The sequence below is a fragment of the Kandleria sp. genome (assembly GCF_017934775.1).
GTDB lineage: Bacteria > Bacillota_I > Bacilli_A > Erysipelotrichales > Coprobacillaceae > Kandleria > Kandleria vitulina.
Genome location: NZ_JAGBIX010000089.1, coordinates 1 through 19,277, shown reverse-complemented (window position 1 = coordinate 19,277; position 19,277 = coordinate 1). Strand labels below are relative to the sequence as shown.

Annotated in this window: 18 protein-coding genes, 1 tRNA gene and 1 pseudogene; 16 read left to right on the top strand and 4 right to left on the bottom strand. The window is 35.5% G+C overall.

Going from position 1 to position 19,277, the window contains the following annotated elements; genetic code table 11:
- Nucleotides 1-288: 288 nt before the first annotated feature.
- The 4 genes from J6L95_RS09490 to rmuC are packed head-to-tail and all read left to right on the top strand — an operon-like array spanning nucleotide 289 to nucleotide 4,639.
- A complete protein-coding gene (locus tag J6L95_RS09490; RefSeq protein WP_287458956.1) occupies nucleotides 289-1,566 on the top strand; it encodes an HlyC/CorC family transporter in 1,278 nt (425 codons plus the stop codon).
- A gap of 22 nt (nucleotides 1,567-1,588) precedes the next feature.
- Nucleotides 1,589-2,395: a YihY/virulence factor BrkB family protein gene (locus tag J6L95_RS09485; RefSeq protein ID WP_287458955.1), complete on the top strand. Its 807-nt coding sequence runs from the start codon at nucleotides 1,589-1,591 to the stop codon at nucleotides 2,393-2,395.
- Nucleotides 2,385-3,692: a TRAM domain-containing protein gene (locus J6L95_RS09480; RefSeq protein WP_287458954.1), complete on the top strand. Its 1,308-nt coding sequence runs from the start codon at nucleotides 2,385-2,387 to the stop codon at nucleotides 3,690-3,692. Before J6L95_RS09485 ends, J6L95_RS09480 begins: the two co-directional genes overlap by 11 nt.
- The gene (gene rmuC / locus J6L95_RS09475) at nucleotides 3,692-4,639 is read left to right on the top strand and encodes a DNA recombination protein RmuC (protein ID WP_029070105.1); all 948 of its coding nucleotides are present in this window, start codon (nucleotides 3,692-3,694) and stop codon (nucleotides 4,637-4,639) included. Before J6L95_RS09480 ends, rmuC begins: the two co-directional genes overlap by 1 nt.
- Nucleotides 4,640-4,650: 11 nt before the next feature.
- Here the strand turns inward: rmuC and J6L95_RS09470 are convergent, their stop codons facing one another.
- From J6L95_RS09470 to J6L95_RS09460, 3 genes are all read right to left on the bottom strand, one after another.
- Nucleotides 4,651-5,094 carry an HD domain-containing protein gene (locus J6L95_RS09470; protein ID WP_287458953.1) on the bottom strand — a complete coding sequence of 148 codons (444 nt, stop codon included), beginning with the start codon at nucleotides 5,092-5,094 and terminating at the stop codon, nucleotides 4,651-4,653.
- A complete protein-coding gene (locus J6L95_RS09465; RefSeq protein WP_287458952.1) occupies nucleotides 5,091-6,395 on the bottom strand; it encodes an RsmB/NOP family class I SAM-dependent RNA methyltransferase in 1,305 nt (434 codons plus the stop codon). The genes J6L95_RS09470 and J6L95_RS09465 overlap by 4 nt, the downstream gene beginning before the upstream one ends.
- Before the next feature lie 75 nt (nucleotides 6,396-6,470).
- Nucleotides 6,471-6,557 (bottom strand) — tRNA-Leu (locus J6L95_RS09460).
- A 143-nt stretch (nucleotides 6,558-6,700) separates the two neighbouring features.
- Here J6L95_RS09460 and J6L95_RS09455 point away from each other — a divergent pair.
- The 7 genes from J6L95_RS09455 to J6L95_RS09425 all read left to right on the top strand — a co-directional run bounded on the left by J6L95_RS09455 (nucleotide 6,701) and on the right by J6L95_RS09425 (nucleotide 12,886).
- A complete protein-coding gene (locus J6L95_RS09455) occupies nucleotides 6,701-7,351 on the top strand; it encodes a hypothetical protein (protein ID WP_029072421.1) in 651 nt (216 codons plus the stop codon).
- Nucleotides 7,352-7,395: 44 nt separating this feature from the next.
- Entirely contained in the window at nucleotides 7,396-7,758 is a 363-nt protein-coding gene (locus J6L95_RS09450) for a hypothetical protein (protein ID WP_029072420.1), read from the top strand.
- A gap of 155 nt (nucleotides 7,759-7,913) precedes the next feature.
- Nucleotides 7,914-8,972, top strand: coding sequence for a 3-dehydroquinate synthase (gene aroB / locus J6L95_RS09445; protein ID WP_029070100.1), 1,059 nt, complete (start codon nucleotides 7,914-7,916; stop codon nucleotides 8,970-8,972).
- Nucleotides 8,973-10,238, top strand: coding sequence for a 3-phosphoshikimate 1-carboxyvinyltransferase (gene aroA, locus J6L95_RS09440; protein WP_287458951.1), 1,266 nt, complete (start codon nucleotides 8,973-8,975; stop codon nucleotides 10,236-10,238).
- Nucleotides 10,228-11,289, top strand: coding sequence for a chorismate synthase (gene aroC / locus J6L95_RS09435; RefSeq protein ID WP_029070098.1), 1,062 nt, complete (start codon nucleotides 10,228-10,230; stop codon nucleotides 11,287-11,289). The genes aroA and aroC overlap by 11 nt, the downstream gene beginning before the upstream one ends.
- Nucleotides 11,286-12,404, top strand: coding sequence for a chorismate mutase (locus J6L95_RS09430; RefSeq protein WP_287458950.1), 1,119 nt, complete (start codon nucleotides 11,286-11,288; stop codon nucleotides 12,402-12,404). The genes aroC and J6L95_RS09430 overlap by 4 nt, the downstream gene beginning before the upstream one ends.
- On the top strand, nucleotides 12,401-12,886 hold the full coding sequence (locus J6L95_RS09425; RefSeq protein WP_287458949.1) for a shikimate kinase: 486 nt from the start codon (nucleotides 12,401-12,403) through the stop codon (nucleotides 12,884-12,886). The genes J6L95_RS09430 and J6L95_RS09425 overlap by 4 nt, the downstream gene beginning before the upstream one ends.
- Before the next feature lie 10 nt (nucleotides 12,887-12,896).
- Here J6L95_RS09425 and J6L95_RS09420 read toward each other — a convergent pair whose 3' ends face one another.
- Complete coding sequence (locus J6L95_RS09420; protein ID WP_031588455.1) at nucleotides 12,897-13,850, bottom strand: L-lactate dehydrogenase; 954 nt, start codon at nucleotides 13,848-13,850, stop codon at nucleotides 12,897-12,899.
- A 139-nt stretch (nucleotides 13,851-13,989) separates the two neighbouring features.
- On the opposite strand from J6L95_RS09420, the gene thyA reads away from it, so the two are divergent.
- From thyA to J6L95_RS09395, 5 genes and pseudogenes are all read left to right on the top strand, one after another.
- Nucleotides 13,990-14,868 (top strand): thymidylate synthase, encoded by an 879-nt coding sequence (gene thyA / locus J6L95_RS09415; RefSeq protein ID WP_287458948.1) that lies wholly within the window; start codon nucleotides 13,990-13,992, stop codon nucleotides 14,866-14,868.
- On the top strand, nucleotides 14,868-15,341 hold the full coding sequence (locus J6L95_RS09410; protein ID WP_287458947.1) for a dihydrofolate reductase: 474 nt from the start codon (nucleotides 14,868-14,870) through the stop codon (nucleotides 15,339-15,341). The genes thyA and J6L95_RS09410 overlap by 1 nt, the downstream gene beginning before the upstream one ends.
- Before the next feature lies 1 nt (nucleotide 15,342).
- Entirely contained in the window at nucleotides 15,343-16,053 is a 711-nt protein-coding gene (locus J6L95_RS09405) for a lysophospholipid acyltransferase family protein (protein ID WP_029070092.1), read from the top strand.
- An 85-nt stretch (nucleotides 16,054-16,138) separates the two neighbouring features.
- The gene (locus J6L95_RS09400) at nucleotides 16,139-19,033 is read left to right on the top strand and encodes an insulinase family protein (protein ID WP_287458946.1); all 2,895 of its coding nucleotides are present in this window, start codon (nucleotides 16,139-16,141) and stop codon (nucleotides 19,031-19,033) included.
- Nucleotides 19,034-19,190: 157 nt separating this feature from the next.
- A pseudogene (locus tag J6L95_RS09395) lies at nucleotides 19,191-19,277 on the top strand (IS200/IS605 family transposase); the annotation flags it as partial.

The following is a 19,277-nucleotide window of genomic DNA, read 5'->3' as shown; positions in this document are numbered from 1 at the left end:
TAGCACTCACCTGACCTTTTAAGATCATTTTACAATTATTTAAAAAATCATGACTTAAGTTAGGTGGCTATAAAGTAGAAAATCAGGTGTTAAGCTAAATTTAATGATCTAGTAGCAACATTTTTCTTAAACTTAGCGTTTATAATAAAGATATAAAAGAAAGTACATATTTTCTCAATTTAAAAAACGATTGCAGTAATGTTAAAATGCAATTATACTAAGATTGACAAAACGTTAAAATTAACTTATTATGCTACTAAATTGGATTATAAGGAGAATGATAAATAAGTGGAACCGAGTCAAACCATTATGATTGTTGCCTTTTTGGTATTAATAATGCTTTCTGCATTCTTTTCATCTGCAGAAACGTCGTTTATGGCTGTATCTAAGATTAGAATCAAGACTTTAGCGGAAGAAGAAAATAGCCGTCGTGCACAGCTTGTACAGAAGCTTCTTGATAATAATGAACAGCTCTTGTCGACAATTCTTGTTGGCAACAATCTAGTTAATATTGCAGCATCATCATTAACAACATCTTTTGTTATTTCTGTATTTGGAAATGAAGGTATAGGCGTTGCTCTTGCAACAGGATTTGTAACATTGATGATTCTTATCTTTGGGGAAATTACGCCTAAAACCCTTGCCAGCAACAATGCTGAAAAATTTGTATTGGCCTTTGCGCCTATTATCTCATTTTTTAGAATAGTATTTATGCCAATTGTTTTCATCTTGAATGTTTTTACACATATTATGATGAAGGCTTTTGGAGACCTTTCTTCAACTGGACCAACTGTTACACAGGAAGATCTCAAGACTATTGTAAATGTCTCTCATGAAGAAGGGGTATTGGAAGATGATGAACGAAAGATGCTTCATAATATCTTTGCGTTTGGAGAGACTGAAATCAAGGAGATTATGACACCACGTATTCATGTGGAAGATGTCAAGGATGATATCTCCTATGATGAACTTATTGATTTCTTAAAAAACTGTCAATTTTCACGTATACCTGTCTATCGTAATGAAGATAGTGATGATATTGTCGGTGTATTAAATATAAAAGATTTACTTTTAGCTGATGTAGATCAGGAACAATTTGATATTAAGAACTACATGAGAGAACCATATTTTGTCTATGAATTTAACCAGATTTCAGATGTCTTTGAATCTATGAGAAAAGATCATGTCACATTGGCAGTTGTTTTAGATGAATATGGAGTCATGAGTGGAATTGTCTCATTGGAAGATATCGTTGAAGAGATTGTCGGAGAAATCGATGATGAATATGATCAGGAAGATGACGATGTCGTTGCTTTAGCTGATAATCAGTTCTTACTTGATGGTTCATTGGATATCGATGAAGTCAATGAAGAGTGCGGTACTTCATTTGAATCTGAAGAATTTGAATCAATCGGTGGACTTGTTTTAGGTGCGGTCGGTGGTGTACCAGAAATCAATCAGAAAGTCGTTATTGGTAATGGCTTATTTGTAATTGAGAAAATTGAAAAGAACCGTATTGAAACATTAAGACTGACTGTTATAGAAGATGAAAAACAGGATACATAATACGTTTTTAGGGAGAGCGCATATGAAGCTGGGTGTAAAAGATTTATATCATAAAGCTGTGAAAGTCTATAATGACTATAGAATCTGTATACCGAGTTCTTCAAGTGCCGCACTCTCTTTTTATTTGTTAATATTAATTATTCCAGCGACGACATTATTGGCTATAGCAGCATCGTTTTTTCATGTTGATCTAGAAATCATGGAACGTATTCTAGAACAGTATTTAAGACCGGATTATGCTAAAATGATTGTTGATGTCTTAAATAATACGAGAGTGACGACAACATCCATTGTGATCATTGTTTTATCGCTATATGCTGTATCACGTGGTGTTGCACATATTTATGAGACATCAAAGAGAATGTTTTATCCTGATATAAAATTAGAGAATCCTTTGTCTTATTATGGATATGTATTTAAGATTACATTCATCCTGCTTTTGACAATGATGGGATTTGTGATCGTAGTTGCATCAGGACCAATCTACAAGTTTTTTAAGATCCTCTACAGCATTAAAGTTTTCCAGTATATAATTATCTATGGCATAATCACATTATTCTTTTATGCATTATATCTGATCGTGCCAAGAGTACGTGTGCAAAAGAAGAGATATGCTTTTATTGGTTCACAGGTAGCCGCTGTAGGGATGGTTATTTTATATATCATATTTTCAGTTTATTTTAAGTATGCCAATTTTCAGTCCGTATATGGACCACTTGCTTCAGTAGTCATCATCTTGTTTGTCTTTAACTGGGCGAGTGAAATATTCTATATTGGCATGTACATTATGTATATTTGCAATAAGAAAGGGAAAAAGAATGAAAAGTGAAAAATTAGTTATTAAGAAAATGGGTATCAATGGTGAAGGAATCGGCTATATTGATCAGAAGATTGCTTTTATCAAAGGTGCTTTAACAGGTGAAGAAGTTCTCGCAGAAATTGATGTAAGAGAAAGAAGATATTTAAGTGGACATGTCGTAAAGGTGCTTAAGAAGTCATCTATGCGTGTACCACATCATAATAATGATAAGAAGACTTATGGATACAGTCTTTTCCATATGAACTATCTTGATCAGCTTCCTTTCAAGAAAGGACTTATCAAGGATGCTATTGCGAAGTATACAAAATTTGATGTCGAAGAATTAGATGTCAAGCCAGTTCTTTCAAGTGATGAAGTGGAACATTATAGACACTATGCTGCTTTTCCTATTGTCTATTCAAGAGGAAAACTAGTCTTTGGTGAATTAGAAGGGGTTGATCATTTCTTAAGTGTAGATGATCTATATCGTCTTCAGTCTCCTGTTATCAATACAACATTAAATAAGATTCAGAAGATCTTAAATGAACATAAATGTAAAGATTATTATCCAAGAGTAAAATGTGGTTTACGCTATATCATGGTAAGAGAATTCAACGAAGGATTACAGGTTGTCTTTATTACTGGTAAAGATGGTATCGCTAAAGAAGTAACAAAAGAAATTGCTCAGATTGATGAAGTTGTTTCAATCTACTATTCAATCAATACATCAAGCCATTCTGATTTCAATGAAAAAGGATTTAAGCGTATTTATGGCATGAATGCTATGACTTTAACATGCAAGGATCAGGACTATAAGATTAATGTGAAATCACATATGATCATGAATCCTGAAATGGAATATAAGAAGTATGATGTTCTTACTTCCCTTGTTGATGAAGAAGATGAAATCCTTTCATTATACAGTGGACTAGGATTATGGGAAATGAGTCTTCCTAATGATGTCACAGCATTAGAAGAAAACGAATATCAGTTAGATGATGCGTTAAAGAATAGAGATCGCATTAAAGAGATGAACAAGTTCTTCAAGTTATGCAACATCGATAAAGAAATTGTAAGATTATGCAAGAAGAAGACATATGACAAAGTTGTCGTACACGGTGGAGATATTACAGAAGAAATCGCTAAATCCATCATTCTTTCTAAAGTGCCAGCAGTGATCCTTGAAGGAAAGAATATGAGCGCTTTAGGATTAAGTATTGAAAAATTACAGAATCGCTATCATATTACTTATGTTTCAGGCGTGGATGTTGATCCAAATACACCATTGGTACACGCTATCGTGAAACTAGAAAGAAATGAAAGATAATGGAATTGATTCTACTTGTCTTGCTTATTGCCATATTGATCATGCTTGTCGTGATCTATATGAAATTCAATCGCAGTGATTCTTTTGCGCGAATAGAAAAGGGCATTGAACAAAATGAACGTGAATTAATAGCATCTAAGAGTTATCATCAATCTTTAGCGAAAAGCTATGAAATTCTTTTAGGAGAACTATCTAAGACAAAAGAGTACCTCGGCGTTTCTGATGCGAAGCTTAATCTTTTGACAAAGACAATTCGCAATATGAATGATGTGATGGTCAATACAAAAAAGAGAGGAAACTTTGGTGAGTATCAGCTCTACCATCTGCTTTCTCTTTATCTTGGTCATTCTTCTTTGTTATATGAGACACAATATCATCTTTCTAATGGCAAAATTGCAGATGCAATCTTGCATATTCCTAATCAAAAACAAGTGCTTTGCATTGATTCTAAGTTTCCTAGTGAAAACTATCTACGTCTTGTAGATGATCCCTCTTCAGTCATTGCACAAAGAGAATTAAGAAAAAATGTGAAAAAGCACATTCATGATATTGCGGAAAAATATATTATTCCACAAGAAACAAGTGAAGAAGCTATCATGTTTATTCCTAGTGAAGCTATCTATCTTTATTTATGGGAAGAAGAACCACAGCTTATTGAAGAAGCACATCGTCATCATGTAATGATGACATCCCCTTCAACATTGATGGGAGTAACCATGACTCTTCTTGCAATCACAAAAGATTTTCAGCGTGCTCAAAACATAGAAAAGATTGAAAAGCAGCTGATCAGTCTAAAAGAAGATAGTGATCGCATGATACAAAGATATGAGAAAGCTTATCGTAGTGCTAATACACTCATTAAACAATTAGATGATCTTCATATATCCATGGATAAGATCAATGGAAAGATTCAAGGTATGTATGAAGGAGAAGAAAAGGATGGCTGATGGCCATCCTTTTAAAGTTCAATATGAGAAAGTCTTTTGTTTTCTTCTTCTTTAAGAAGCTGTCCTTCTAGTGAGTGAGAAAGAACATCTGCATCCTTGATTAATTCACAATAATCATCTTCGATGATGCTCTTGTTAGAATGACATGAAATAGCATGCACAATAAGATTGATTTCTTCTTCATTGAACTGCTGAGAAGACATCAATAGCTCCTTGGCAATCATGGAAGATCTGTTCGCATGATCAAAGCTGTTCATTGTTAACGGAATAGCAATATCATGCAATAACCCAATGATACTAGCTAATTCTTGATTGAGATTTCTTTTTCTTGCAAGAAGAACACAGAGTGTTTCTACTTGAAACATATGAGCATAGGCTTCTCTTTTATAGAAGCCATGACTCTTTTCTTCAAGCATCTTGATTGCTTCGTCTTTAATCATCTGATAACGTTTCATCGTCTTAATCCCTTAGGGAAGAGGTTCTTTACTGCATTGCTTTCTTTGTAGAAAGAAAGTGGATAACCATCTACAAAGATGACCCCATAGCCTTTCTTGTTATTGGCTGGAAGAGTTTCTCCATGAATATACTTCTTGATTTCTTCACTCTCTTCCTTGAAATCATAGAAGTTCTTTACATCATCTTTAGTTAAAGTCAAGGCAAGAGAATAGCTCGGAACAAATCTGTTCTTTTTGCTTTCTCCAAGATAAAGACCATTTCTTAAAATACGAATATTCTTAAGATCAGGGAAATGACGCTTGATTGCATAGATATGTCCCTTGTTTTCTAGAAGCAGAGGAGGAACTTTGCAATTTAAAGATTCCTTGTAGAACGCTCTAAGATTTGTTTCTGCCTCTTTAGATATATGAGGCTTAAGCACTGATGGCTTAATGGTACTAGATGATCCTACTTTCTTTAGTTTAGCAATAAAATGTCCTTCACCTTCATGTTTATGAGGATAGCAGCGAATGGTACCATCCATGTAGCTTGTTTCTCCTTCAATATGAGGAAGGGGTACAAGTTCAAAATCAAAGTTGGAAAGAGCATACTCGATAATATCCTCATTTTCCTCTTTCGAGTAGGTGCATGTAGAGTAGATAACCTCGCCACCTTCTCTAAGTAGCTTATAGGCAGCCTCAATGAGGTTCTTTTGAATAGAGGCACATTCTAATACCTTTTCATAAGACCACGTCTCTACGGCCTGATCAAGCTTTCTGAACATACCTTCACCAGAACATGGAGCATCAAGGATGATCTTATCAAAAAAGCCATCCAAGAGAGAAACAAAACGAAGAGGATCTGTCGATGTGACAATGGTATTAGATAAACCGAAGCGTTCAATGTTTTCACTTAGAACTTTGGCACGGGAATGAGAAATATCATTAGCAATCAGAAGTCCATCATCTGAGAGTCGCGCACCGACAGAGCAGCTCTTTCCTCCGGGAGCCGCACACATATCTAATACGTAGTCATCTTCTTTAATATCAATCATATTAGCGACAAGCATGGCAGAAGGCTCTTGGATATAGTAGAGTCCTGCTAGAAAATAAGGAGATTTCCCTGGAGCATATTTTTGATCATCAAAAATAAAGCCCTCTTTAACAAAAGGATGAGGCTTCATGCTAGGAAGAACCTTTTCAATATTTTGTTTCTTATTATTAAGATAAAGACCTTTAACTGCTGGTTTATTTAATGCATCAATAAAAGCATCATATTCATCACCAAGCATTTCTTTCATTCTTTCATAAAATTTATCCATATCTATCACCAATCCTATTATACAGAATAAAGCTGAAAAAAAGCCAGTACAATTGTACTGGCTTCACTATTAAGCTGGTGCCCTGGGCCGGACTCGAACCGGCACGGTTTTAAGGCCGGCAGATTTTGAGTCTGCTGCGTCTACCAATTTCGCCACCGGGGCAACTGCTCGTTTATTATAATATGGCTTTTAAGAAAATGCAACATGAAAATGAAAATATAATGACACCTTTTTTTCTTTTTTGTCCTTAACCTTGTAAAGAATACTGATTTTCCTATATAATAGTGACAAAGGAGGATGAAAACATGGATAAGCAAGGCAAAAATATAGTTCAAAGAAGATTATTGTTTATGATAAGCCTAATGCTTATTTTTATGTTTTTATTAGTATCCTACATTAATGATGAAATGCATTTTACTTCATCATTATTTATGGGAATATCTTTATTGCTTGTCAATATGCTCCTCTACAAGCTTGAGAAGCCTCGCTTGATTAAAGTGAAAGGCAAGAGAGTAAAACAGCCGATTGGCATCAATTATGTCGCTAAGGTTGTACAGTTGGCGATATGTATTTTTTTAATTGTAGGAAGCTGGACTTCTTTTGAAAAGAAACAGGTGTTTGGCTGGATGAAGGGCTATGCACAAGATCGTGAACGATACAGTGTTCTTGTCGAAAGCAGTGATAAGGCAAAATCATTGTATGACCTTAATAATAGTGCATTTGGCTATATGAGCGATGATGCACATAGAATTAATGATGTTGTAGAAAATATTTCTTCATCTTTAAAACAGAGTATTACACCATGTATCTACAGTACTCATAAAGAGACGCTCGCTGCTCTTTACAGTACGAAGATTCAGGTGTTGATTATCAATGAGAAAGATCGCTCGGATTTTGAAAAGATAGACAAGGATTTTTCTCGTAAGACTAAAGTCATTAAGTCTTATATCATTTAGAAAGATTGAAGAAATTCAATCTTTTTTTGTTTGGAGGGAATATCATGGAAGAATTAACTTTGATTGACAGCAACTGCATATCTCTTTATTCGTCATTGATGGATTATACATTCAAGCATGCGGATGAGATAGAAATGAAGACGTATCATATAAGTGAACGTCTTTTAATACAGACACTTCATTTAGGGGAAAAGGGAAGATGTGGTTATAAGCTCAACAAAGAAATTATTTCTTTTTTGAAAGAGAATTATGATCTCTATAAGAAAATAGATCTGAAGTTTTATGATCATGGTGATGTGATCTATGAGCATAACGCTAAAACAGGGACTTCACGTTTTGCTTATTCTTCATATCATGACTATATTAAGAATGGACATAAGGAATTATTGGATCATTATTGCTTTTGATGAAAATTTTAGATATTGACAAATAATGGCATAAATAATAAGATTATTTCAATAAAATGAGAGAAAAAACATTATTTTATCTTAAATCTGTAATGGACTATCACAAGCTCTCGTCCTTTTAGGATGGGAGCTTTCTTAAATAGGGGGACACAATTATGAAAATGCGTGTGAATTTAGAGAAGGATAGCTATGATATCGTCATTGAGAAGGGCATTTTAGATCATGCGTTATCTTCTATCTCATCTTTATTTGAAGGAGAACGTATTGTCATCATTTCTGATGATAATGTTTATCCATTATATGGAGAAAAACTAAAAAAACAATTAAGTGAAAAATATACTGTAGGAGAGATCGTTATCCCACATGGGGAACCATCAAAACAGTTCGATCATCTTCCAGAACTTTACTCAAAGCTGTTAGCATATCATATGACCAGAACAGACTTGATTATTGCCCTAGGTGGAGGCGTTGTAGGAGATCTTGCAGGATTTGTAGCAGCAACATTTTTAAGAGGCATCAAGTTTATTCAGATTCCTACTTCACTACTAGCACAGGTGGATTCAAGTGTAGGAGGAAAAGTGGCAGTGGATGTCCCTGAAGGAAAGAACCTTGTCGGTGCTTTTAAGCATCCTCTTCTTGTCCTTATTGACCCATTGACATTAAAGACATTGGATCCTCATTTCATCAAGGATGGTATGGGAGAAGTCATCAAGTATGGCTGTATTAAAGATGAAGCTTTCTTTGAAAGAATGGCTAACTATGAAAACTTTGATGCACTGTATGAAGATATTGATGAAATCATTTATCGTTGTGTAGATATCAAAAGAGATGTCGTAGAAAAAGACCTCTTTGATTTTGGAGATCGTCTTTGCTTAAACTTCGGACATACAATCGGTCATGCAATAGAGCAGCACTATCATTATGAAAAGTATTCTCACGGAGAAGCTGTCGCTATTGGTATGGTAGCTATTACGCGTATTGCGGAAGAACAAGGATTAACAAAGAAAGGGACTGCTGATCGTATTGTAGAAGTACTTCGTCACTATGATCTTCCATTAAAAGCTGATGTGAATACAAAAGAACTATTAGAAGCTATTTCACATGATAAGAAGAATATCAATAAATCATTCTCTTTTGTATTGCTTAAAGATATTGGCGATTACTTTATTCATAAAGATGAAAATACATTTATTTTGACAAGTGAGGTTGTGTAAATGAAACCAATATGCATTGAATCATCAAAGCTTCAGGGATTATTGGCTTTGCCAACATCAAAATCACTTGCCCATAGAGCCATTATCTGCGCTTCATTATCAAAAGGGGTAAGTGTGATTGGTGATGTCTCTATGTCTAAAGACATTGAAGCAACAATCGGCTGTATGAGAGCACTGGGTGCCCATATTGTCGTAGAAGGCAGTACCGTAACTATTGAAGGTCTTTCTTCTTTTAGTAAAGAAGCAGAAATGAATTGTGAAGAATCAGGTTCTACGCTTCGTTTCATGGTTCCGCTTGCCTGTGTAAAAGGGACAAAGACACACTTTACTGGAAAAGGTCAGCTAGGTAAGCGTCCTTTGGATATTTACTATGATATCTTTGATAGAGAAGGTATTTCCTATAGCTACAAGAAAGATGTGCTTGATCTTCATGTAGAAGGAACACTTACACCAGGCACATTCCATATGCGAGGAGATGTCTCTTCACAGTTTATTACCGGATTACTTTTTGCTTTGCCTCTACTAGAAGGAGAATCCCAGATTGTCATTACAACCAAGCTTGAATCAAAAGCTTATATTGATTTAACATTACAGATGCTTGAACATTTTGGAATTACGATCATCAATGAAAACTATGAACGTTTTATCATCCCCCCACATCAGCAATATCATGCAGCTAACTATAATGTAGAAGCTGACTTTTCACAATCAGCCTTTTTCTTGGTCGCTGATGCAATAGGACATGATATAACGCTTACTAATATGAACTTATCTTCACGTCAGGGTGATAGAGAAATTATTCCTATTCTAGAGAGAATGGGGGCTAAGCTTATCAAGACTGATGAGGGCTACAAGATGGAAGCAGAAGAGCTTAAAGCAACAACGATTGATGCCTCACAAGTTCCAGATATTATTCCTGCTCTTGGTGTAGCTTGTGCATTTGCCAAGGGAACAAGTCATATTATCAATGCACAGCGTCTTCGCATTAAGGAATGTGATCGTTTAGAAGCTACACGCATTATGCTTGAAACATGTGGTGTTCAAGTAAAAGAAACAGAAGATAGCTTAACTATCGTTGGTCAAGATACATTGCATGGAGGCAAACTGACAAGCTTCAATGATCATCGTATGGCCATGAGTGAAGCGATTCTAGCCACAAGATTAACATCACCATTAGAAATTGACGATGCTTTATGTGTACGCAAGAGCTATCCTCATTTCTTTGAAGATTATAAAAAATTAGGAGGACAATATCATGAGTGCTAATTGGGGACATCATATTGAATTGTCTTTATTTGGAGAAAGCCACGGAAAGGGCATTGGTATTGTGATCGGTAATCTTCCTGCAGGTCTTAAGCTAGATATGGATATGATCAAAGCAGAAATGAAAAGAAGAGCACCGGGACAAAATAAAATGAGTACGCCTAGAAAAGAAGCTGATGAAGTAGAAATCATGAGTGGAGTCGTTGATGGCATAACAACAGGTGCACCACTTTGTGCCATGATTGCCAACACCTCTCAACACTCTAAAGACTACAGCTATCTTAAAGAAAAAATGAGACCGGGACATAGTGATTATCCTGCTTATGTAAAATATCACGGCTTTAATGATGTAAGAGGCGGCGGACATTTCTCTGGGCGTCTGACAGCACCGATTGTTTTTGCAGGTGCTATCGCTAAACAGATTCTAAAAGAAAAGGGTATTCATATCGGGGCGCATATTCTTTCTATCAAGGATGTCAAGGATTCACGTTTTCCTCATGACATCAGTGATGATTTTAAGAGATATCAGCCTACCATCGATGAAGAAGCTTTCATTAAAATGCAGGAAGTCATCGAAGAAGCACGCATGCATCAAAATAGCGTAGGTGGAAAAATCGAATGTGCCATCACCGGTGTAAAAGCAGGACTAGGCAACCCATTCTTTGATAGTGTAGAAGCACATCTTTCTCCATTGTTATTTTCAATTCCAGCAGTAAAAAGTGTTTCATTTGGTGATCTGGATGATATTACATCATTGTATGGAAGTGAAGCCAATGATTCTTATTATTATGAAGAAGAACAGGTAAAGACACGTACTAATCATAATGGCGGCATTACTGGAGGTATCACTAACGGAATGCCAATCATCTTTACTGTTGGTGTAAAGCCCACACCATCCATCTCTTTAACACAAGATACAATCAATGTAAAAACAAAGACTAATGATACAGTAAATGTCGTAGGAAGACATGATCCATGTATTGTGCCAAGAGCACTCGTAGTAGTAGAAGCTATGGCCGCAATCGGATTGCTTGATATGATGGAGGATCTATGAAAGATTTAAAGACATGCAGACAGGAAATTGATGAAATTGATGCAGAATTAATCAGACTTTTTGAAAAAAGAATGGCTGTCTCTAGAGATGTTGTGAAATATAAAGCAGAACACGGCATGAAGATTTTTCAAAAAGAACGTGAAAAAGAAGTCATCAATAAGAATCTTGCAAGAGTCAAGAATAAGGGGCTATCAAATTACATTAAAAACTTTATTACCAATAATATGAATATCTCAAGAGCCTATCAGGCATCCTTGATGCCTAATAGTCCATTGAAGATTGCTCAGCCAAGAAGAGAAGGAATCAAGGTTGGCTATCAGGGAGTTCCTGGTTCATTCTCTTATCAGGCTACAAAGAAATATTTTGGCGAAGTCAATAATCAGAACTATGAACGTTTTGAAGATGTTTTTGAAGCATTAAAGAAAAATGAAATTGATTATGGTGTTGTTCCACTAGAAAACTCTTCTACTGGAGCAATCAATGATAATTATGATTTCATCACACAGTATGAATTCTTTATCGTCGGTGAGCAGCAGCTCTATATTTCTCAAAATCTATTGGGGGTTAAAGGCGCTAAGATTGAAGATGTCAAGGACGTCTATTCTCATCCTCAGGGATTATTGCAGACATCTAAGTTCCTTGATGAACATCATATTGGAAAACACCGTTATAGAAATACTGCGGTAGCAGCTAAGTTTGTCGCAGAACTCAACGATCCAACAGTTGGCGCTATTGCCTCAAGCGAAGCCGCTGAACTTTACGGATTGGATATTCTTGCGCCAGGTATTGAAAATGATAAAAGCAATCATACTCGCTTTATTGTGATTGGCAGAGAACTTGAAGCACCAATTGATGCAGAACGTATTTCTATGGCCTTCACATTAAGACATGAAGTTGGTTCTCTTTTCGAAGTCATGCGCATTATTAAAGACCACTTTATTAACATGGCAAGAATTGAATCTCGTCCATTGCCAGGTAACCCTTGGGAATACTGCTTCTATGTAGATATCGATGGCAATTTAGGAGATTACAATGTTTTAGCCGCATTACAGGAACTAAAAGTCAGCACAGATCAGTTTAGATTGCTTGGCAATTACGAAAGGAAAGGCGTATGAATATAGTATTGATTGGTATCATGGGATGTGGAAAGAGCACTATTGGAAAGCTCTTAGCTAAAAAGCTTCATTATGATTTCATTGATGCAGATGATTATCTTGTCAATAAATATCAGATGAGCATTCCTGATATGTTCGCTATCTCTGAAGATTACTTCCGTCAAAAAGAAAGCGAGTGTTTAAAAGATTTTATTGAAAAGAAAAATACTGTCTTTGCGATGGGTGGCGGTGTTATCAAGAAAGAAGGCAACGCTGAACTACTTAAAAAGATGGGGACAGTATTTTATCTTGATCGTCCTATTGACCACATTGTCAATGATGTCGATACAAGAGGAAGACCGCTTCTAAAAGATGGCGCTGATAAGCTTTATGCTTTATTTAACGAAAGAAAAGCACTCTATGAGAGTGCTTGTGATTATCATCTTATCAATGATGAAGATGCCAACAAGATGGTAGAAGAAATATCAAAAAAGATTCCCTAGGGAATCTTTTTTAATCGTTTAAGGCTTCATAGAAAGACTTCACGATATCATTAGAAGCATCCATGGCTTTCTTTTCATCTTCAGCTAAATTGATTTCTACAATTTCTTTTGCGCCAGTGTTATTGATGATCGTTGGTGCTGAAAGATAGACACCATCTAGTCCATATTCTCCTTCAAGATATACAGAAACAGGTAGAATCTTGTTTTCATTAAATAAGATTGATTTTACAATCGCTGCAGCACTCGCTGCAATACCGTAGGTTGTAGAACCTTTACGATGGAAAATTTCCCATCCTGCCTTGATTGTCTGTTCTTTAAGATTATCAAATGATTCTTCATTGACACGTTCAGTGTTATCATTCATGACATCAATAAGACGTTTTCCACCAATTGTGGCAGTATTCCATGAAACAAATTCACTGTCGCCATGTTCACCCATGACATAAGCAGAAATGCTTTTTGAATCAAGATCAAAGAGGTTAGAAATTTCTACTGCAAGTCTTGCGGTATCAAGTGTTGTACCTGAACCGATAACCTGATTCTTTGGTAATCCGGAAAGTTTCCATGCATAGTATGTCATTACATCTACTGGATTAGAAATCACTAAAAGTATTCCGTTAAATCCACTTCCCATAATACTTGAAATAATAGATTTCATCACACGCTTAGAACCGCTAAGCATATCTAATCGGTTAGTCGCATTAGGATCCATTGGGACACTTGCGGTAATGATGACAATATCCGCATCTTTGCATTCATCATAATCACCAGCATGTACATTGATATTTCTATTCATAAAGAAAATAGAATGTTGCATATCAAGGGCTTCACCGACTGCTTTTTCTTTATTGACATCAATAAGGACGATTTCTTCACATAATCCCTGATTGATAATGGTATAAGCTGTTGTAGCACCAACATTGCCGACTCCGACAATGGCAATTTTTGAACTTTTAAAAGACATAATATCATTCCTCCAACAGGGAATATTATAGCTTATTCTTTTAGGAATGTTAATGAATAAAGCAATAAGATAAGAATACTCTTTTAAAAAATGGAGAAGATATGGTATGATGATATAAAATTTAGAGGAGGGATTTACATTGCAGCAATACCTTGACCAATTACAGTATATATTAGATCACGGAGAAGTCAGAAAAGATCGTACCGGCACTGGAACAATCAGTGTTTTTGGTATGCAGACACGTTATGATTTACGTGATGGTTTCCCATTGATGACCACAAAGAAAATGTTTATAAGACCCATTGCGGAAGAATTGCTTTGGTTTATAAAAGGAGATACGAATATTAAATATCTAGTAGATCGAAATGTACGTATCTGGAATGAATGGCCATATGAAGCATTTAAGAAAAGCGATGACTATAATGGTGAAACATTGGAAGAGTTTGTCGCAAAGATTAAAGAAGATGACGACTTTGCGAAAAAGCATGGCAATCTTGGACCAGTTTATGGAGCACAGTGGAGAAACTTTAATTATCAGGGTGTAGATCAGCTTGCTAAACTGATTGATGGTCTAAAAAATAATCCATTTTCAAGAAGACATATCATCAGTGCATGGAATCCTATTCAGGTAGATGAGATGGCTTTGCCACCATGTCATACATTAATGCAGTTCTATGTTTCAAGCGATAAGAAATATTTAAGCTGTCAGCTTTATCAAAGAAGTGCTGATATGTTCTTAGGGGTACCTTTTAACATTGCTTCTTATGCCTTATTGACATGCATGATTGCACAGGTTTGTGGCTATGAACCAAAAGAGTTTGTGCATACGACAGGTGATACACATATCTACTTAGATCATGTGGATGTTGTAAAAACACAAATTCAAAGAACGCCAAAGAAAAAGCCTCATCTTGTATTGAATCCTGAAGTGAAATCCATCTTTGATTTCAAGATTGAAGATATCAAGATTGAAGATTATGTATCAGATGGAAAACTAGTAGGAAAGGTGAGCGTTTAATGATCACAATTATCGTTGCAGCAGATCAGGATCTTCTCATTGGAAAAAAAGGTACAAAAAATGGGATGCCTTGGTCTAATTCAGAAGATTTAAAGCACTTTAAGAAAACAACACTCAATCATACAGTATTATTTGGAATGAATACATTTAAGGCAATGGGATCTCGTCCATTGCCTAAGCGCAAGACTATCATTTTAACAAGAAGTGATTTTACTTCAGATGAAGTAGAAGTAAGACATCAATTAGAAGATGTCATTCAGGAATATAAAGATAAAGGGGAAGATCTTTTCATTTGTGGTGGTGCTAATATCTATAAGCAGGCATTGCCATTGGCAGATGAAATTCTATTATCTCGTATTCCAGGAAAGCACACAGGAGAAACATATTTCCCATCATTTGATGATATGGGATATACCTGTGTGGAAAAAAGACCATTTGAAACATTTACATTAGAAGTATATAGAAGGGTATAATATGTTAAGACTTGTATATCTTGTAATAAGATTCCTATTTGAAATACCTTTTCTTATTTTTCAGATTAAAAGGTATAAAAAACATCCAGAACGCTATTCTTTAGAAGAACGTATTAACTGGACAAGAAAACTTTTAAGAAAAGCAACAAGAAGAGCAAGAGTGAAACTTGATATCTCTGGTACAGAATATCTTCCAAAAGAAGGGGGCTTCCTTGTAACACCTAACCATCAGGGACTCTTTGATATTCTTGCTTTATTTGATGCCTTAGATCAGCCATTCAAGATTGTCTACAAAGAAGAATTAAGAAAAATTTCTTTAGCTGCAGATGTTCTTGATAATATGGAATATCATGCTATTTCTCGAAAGAATCTTCGTCAGTCCATGAAGGTCATTCGTTCTACTACAAAAGAATTAAAAGATGGTTTACCAGCTGTGATCTTCCCAGAGGGAACGCGTTCTCGTGAAGGGAATCATCTTCTTGAATTCAAAGGTGGATCATTCAAGGCCGCAATTGATGCAAAAGCACCAATTGTGCCATGTGCCATGATCAACTGTTTTAAAGTCTTGGATTATAATTCATTAAAAAAGGTAAATTGTGCTATTCACTTCTTTGAACCAGTAACCTATGATGACTACAAAGATCTCACAAGTACTGAGATTGCGGAAATGGTTCAGGAACGTATTCAGAGCTATATTAATGAACATGATTAAATTCATGTTCATTTTTTATTCATTTAGGCACACTAAGATAAGAAATTGATGTATAATGAACATTACTCTAAGGAGGAATATGAAAATGATGAAATTAGGAGAAATCCTTCATGGATTTACACTTAAAAATAAAAGATATATTGAAGAACAAAAAGCAGAACTATTAGAATTTGTTCATCCTACTGGTGCTAAGCTTATTTATTTGGCAACTAAGGATGTCAATAAGCTATTCTCAGTCGCTTTTAAGACATTACCAAGCGATGATACAGGCGTATTCCATATTCTTGAACATTCTGTATTATGTGGTTCAGATAATTTCCCTGTAAAAGAACCATTTGTAGAACTACTAAAGTCATCTATGAACACATTCTTGAATGCGATGACATTCCCAGATAAGACAATGTATCCTGTCTCAAGCAAGAATGAACAGGATTTCATGAATTTAACAAAGGTCTATCTTGATGCGGTATTTAAACCAGCCATCTATACAAACAAGAATATCTTCCTACAGGAAGGATGGCATTATGAAATGCGCAGTCTTGATGAAGAACCTGTCTATAAGGGCGTTGTCTTAAATGAAATGAAGGGTGCTACGTCTTCTGTTAATACACGTATCGATAATGAGATGATGAGACAGCTTTATCCAGATAACTGTTATCAGTATGTCTCTGGTGGAGCACCAGAAGCGATCACTGATTTAACTTATGAAGAGTTTATTGCTAATCATAAGAAATACTATCATCCTTCTAATGCTTACTTCTATTTAGAAGGGGATATGAATATTGATCGTGTCCTTTTGGAAATTAGCACTTACTTAAGTGGATATGAAGAAAACAATGAAGATTACGCATTGCCAATGCAGGATAATGTGGAAAAGAAAGATATCACAATGTCATATCCTCTTGCTCAAGGAGAAGATGCCAGTGAGCGTACACAGATTTCCTTTGGTAAAGTTATTGCAAGCTATGAAGAGAAGAAGAAACTTTCTGCAATTAATATTTTAAGTGACTACTTGACTGGTTCTAATGAAGCTCCATTAAAAAAAGCAATCTTGGATGCACATCTCGCACAGGATTTCTATACAGTATTAACTGATGGCATTGAACAGGCCTTCTTCCAGGTTCAAGCAGTCAATACAGAAGCTTCTCGTCTTGAAGAAATCAGAGCAACAATCAAGATGGTCATTGATGAACTATTAGAAAAAGGCTTAAATAAAAAACAGCTTGAAGCATCATTGAACCAGATGGAATTTGCAGCAAGAGATGTTGGAGAACCGAAAGCGTTAATGCATAATATTCAGGTACTCAACGCCTGGCTCTATGATGGAGATCCAGCTACCTATTTAACATACAATGATATGTTTGCATCATTGAGAAAAGATCTTGATACACATTACTATGAGGATCTTCTAAAAGAATTATTTGAAGATCAGTTTGTATCCATTACGGCTGTTCCTAGTGTGACATTGGATCAAGAGGAAAAACAGAAGGAAAAAGAAAGACTGCTTTCACGTGTCAATGAAATGACAGAGAAAGAAAAAGTAGAACATATTGAAGAAAATAAGGCATTGGATGAATGGCAGAAAGCTAAGGATACACCTGAAGCCCTTGCGACAATTCCACACTTATCACTTAAAGATATGAATCCATTACCAGAAAAGATTCCTACTGATGTTCGTGAATATGATGGAGTCAAGGTGCTTGTTCACCCATTTGGCAATGAAGGTATTGTCTACTTGAATGTCTACTTTGAACTTGATGTAAAAGATAAAGAAACATTAAGTGCAATCTCATTCTTCCCTAATTTTTTAGGAAGTCTTCCAACAAAAAGAGAACTTACACAGCTTCTTATTGACATGAAAGGCAACACTGGAAGATTGAGCTTTGATTTAGGTTCAACTTCTATGCCTGGTCACACTGATGATCTCCGTATCTTCTTGATTGCTAAATGTAATGTCCTTTCTTCAAAGGTTTCAGAAGCAATCAGACTTATTAAAGAGATCTTATGTGAAACTGATTTTACACGTAAAGACTTCATTAAACCACTTCTATTACAGGTACAGGAAGGATTTAGAAATGATATTATCAACAGTGGACATCAGTATGCGATGAGAAGAGCGCTTTCTTCATATTCAAAAGAAGCATTCTTCAATGAAGTGATGGATGGCTTGGATGCTTATTTCTACTTGAAAGATCTTTCTTCTTCATTTGAAGAAAAAGGAGATGCCTTTATTGAAAAACTAAGAGAAGTACAGTCCCAGCAGTTGACTAGAAATAGAATGCTTATTGGATTGACATCTTCAACTTCTTATGATGAATTAGAATCATCATTAGTCAAGCCATTGGTTGATGCTTTCGATGAATCATCAGAAATAGAAGGAACACATTTAAGTGTAGAACAGTCAGAAAACGTTGGTATTGAAATTCCAAATGGGGTATCTTATGCCAGCTTAGCTTATAACCTCTATGCACTTCATAGACAGTATTCAGGTGTCTGGAGAGTAGCTTCTACAATGCTTTCATTTGATCATTTATGGAATGAAGTCAGAGTCAAAGGTGGCGCTTATGGTACCGGCTTTGCGAGCGGTAGTCTAGGTACATTGGCTTATTACTCTTATCGTGATCCAGATGTTGCTAGAAGTCTTTCTATCTATCGTCATGCGGGAGATTATCTAAGAACATTTGTAAAAGAAAATGGTGATGTAGAACAGTTTATCATCAGTTCTATTGCTAAATGTGAACCATTGAGAAGTGCCCGCTCTCAAGGTGAATTGGCTGATGGCAATTATCTAAGGGGCATCGATTATGAAAAAGAATGTCTATATCGTAATGAAATGCTCGAAATGAAAAATGATGCATTACTAGATATTGCGGATACATTGGACGAAATGGGTAAAATGGCAAGCGTGTGTGTTATTGGACATAAGGCTGCTTTAGAGAAGTGTCAGGATGTATTAGGACAGATTAAAACTTTAGGATAAAGGGACTACGGTCTCTTTTTCTTTTGTATCGCTTTTTTCTTGATTTACAAAAGACTGTGCGAAAAGCCCACTCCTTTAGGTGTGGTATGGATAGCATAAAATAAAAAAAGTGTATGTAGATACCGGAAGCGTACATATATTATGATATAGTATATGTATGGAAAATAAATATAGACATACGAACACAACGGTATCTTTGATAAACTACCATTTTGTCTTTTGTCCAAGATACAGGCGTAAAATT

Excerpts from the sequence above, each read along its gene's own strand:
- J6L95_RS09485 (WP_287458955.1), top strand. The coding sequence starts at position 1,589 with ATGAAGCTGGGTGTAAAAGATTTATATCATAAAGCTGTGAAAGTCTAT.
- J6L95_RS09480 (WP_287458954.1), top strand. The coding sequence starts at position 2,385 with ATGAAAAGTGAAAAATTAGTTATTAAGAAAATGGGTATCAATGGTGAA.
- rmuC (WP_029070105.1), top strand. The coding sequence starts at position 3,692 with ATGGAATTGATTCTACTTGTCTTGCTTATTGCCATATTGATCATGCTT.
- J6L95_RS09470 (WP_287458953.1), bottom strand. The coding sequence starts at position 5,094 with ATGAAACGTTATCAGATGATTAAAGACGAAGCAATCAAGATGCTTGAA.
- J6L95_RS09465 (WP_287458952.1), bottom strand. The coding sequence starts at position 6,395 with ATGGATAAATTTTATGAAAGAATGAAAGAAATGCTTGGTGATGAATAT.
- J6L95_RS09455 (WP_029072421.1), top strand. The coding sequence starts at position 6,701 with ATGGATAAGCAAGGCAAAAATATAGTTCAAAGAAGATTATTGTTTATG.
- J6L95_RS09450 (WP_029072420.1), top strand. The coding sequence starts at position 7,396 with ATGGAAGAATTAACTTTGATTGACAGCAACTGCATATCTCTTTATTCG.
- aroB (WP_029070100.1), top strand. The coding sequence starts at position 7,914 with ATGAAAATGCGTGTGAATTTAGAGAAGGATAGCTATGATATCGTCATT.
- aroA (WP_287458951.1), top strand. The coding sequence starts at position 8,973 with ATGAAACCAATATGCATTGAATCATCAAAGCTTCAGGGATTATTGGCT.
- aroC (WP_029070098.1), top strand. The coding sequence starts at position 10,228 with ATGAGTGCTAATTGGGGACATCATATTGAATTGTCTTTATTTGGAGAA.
- J6L95_RS09430 (WP_287458950.1), top strand. The coding sequence starts at position 11,286 with ATGAAAGATTTAAAGACATGCAGACAGGAAATTGATGAAATTGATGCA.
- J6L95_RS09425 (WP_287458949.1), top strand. The coding sequence starts at position 12,401 with ATGAATATAGTATTGATTGGTATCATGGGATGTGGAAAGAGCACTATT.
- J6L95_RS09420 (WP_031588455.1), bottom strand. The coding sequence starts at position 13,850 with ATGTCTTTTAAAAGTTCAAAAATTGCCATTGTCGGAGTCGGCAATGTT.
- J6L95_RS09410 (WP_287458947.1), top strand. The coding sequence starts at position 14,868 with ATGATCACAATTATCGTTGCAGCAGATCAGGATCTTCTCATTGGAAAA.
- J6L95_RS09405 (WP_029070092.1), top strand. The coding sequence starts at position 15,343 with ATGTTAAGACTTGTATATCTTGTAATAAGATTCCTATTTGAAATACCT.
- J6L95_RS09400 (WP_287458946.1), top strand. The coding sequence starts at position 16,139 with ATGATGAAATTAGGAGAAATCCTTCATGGATTTACACTTAAAAATAAA.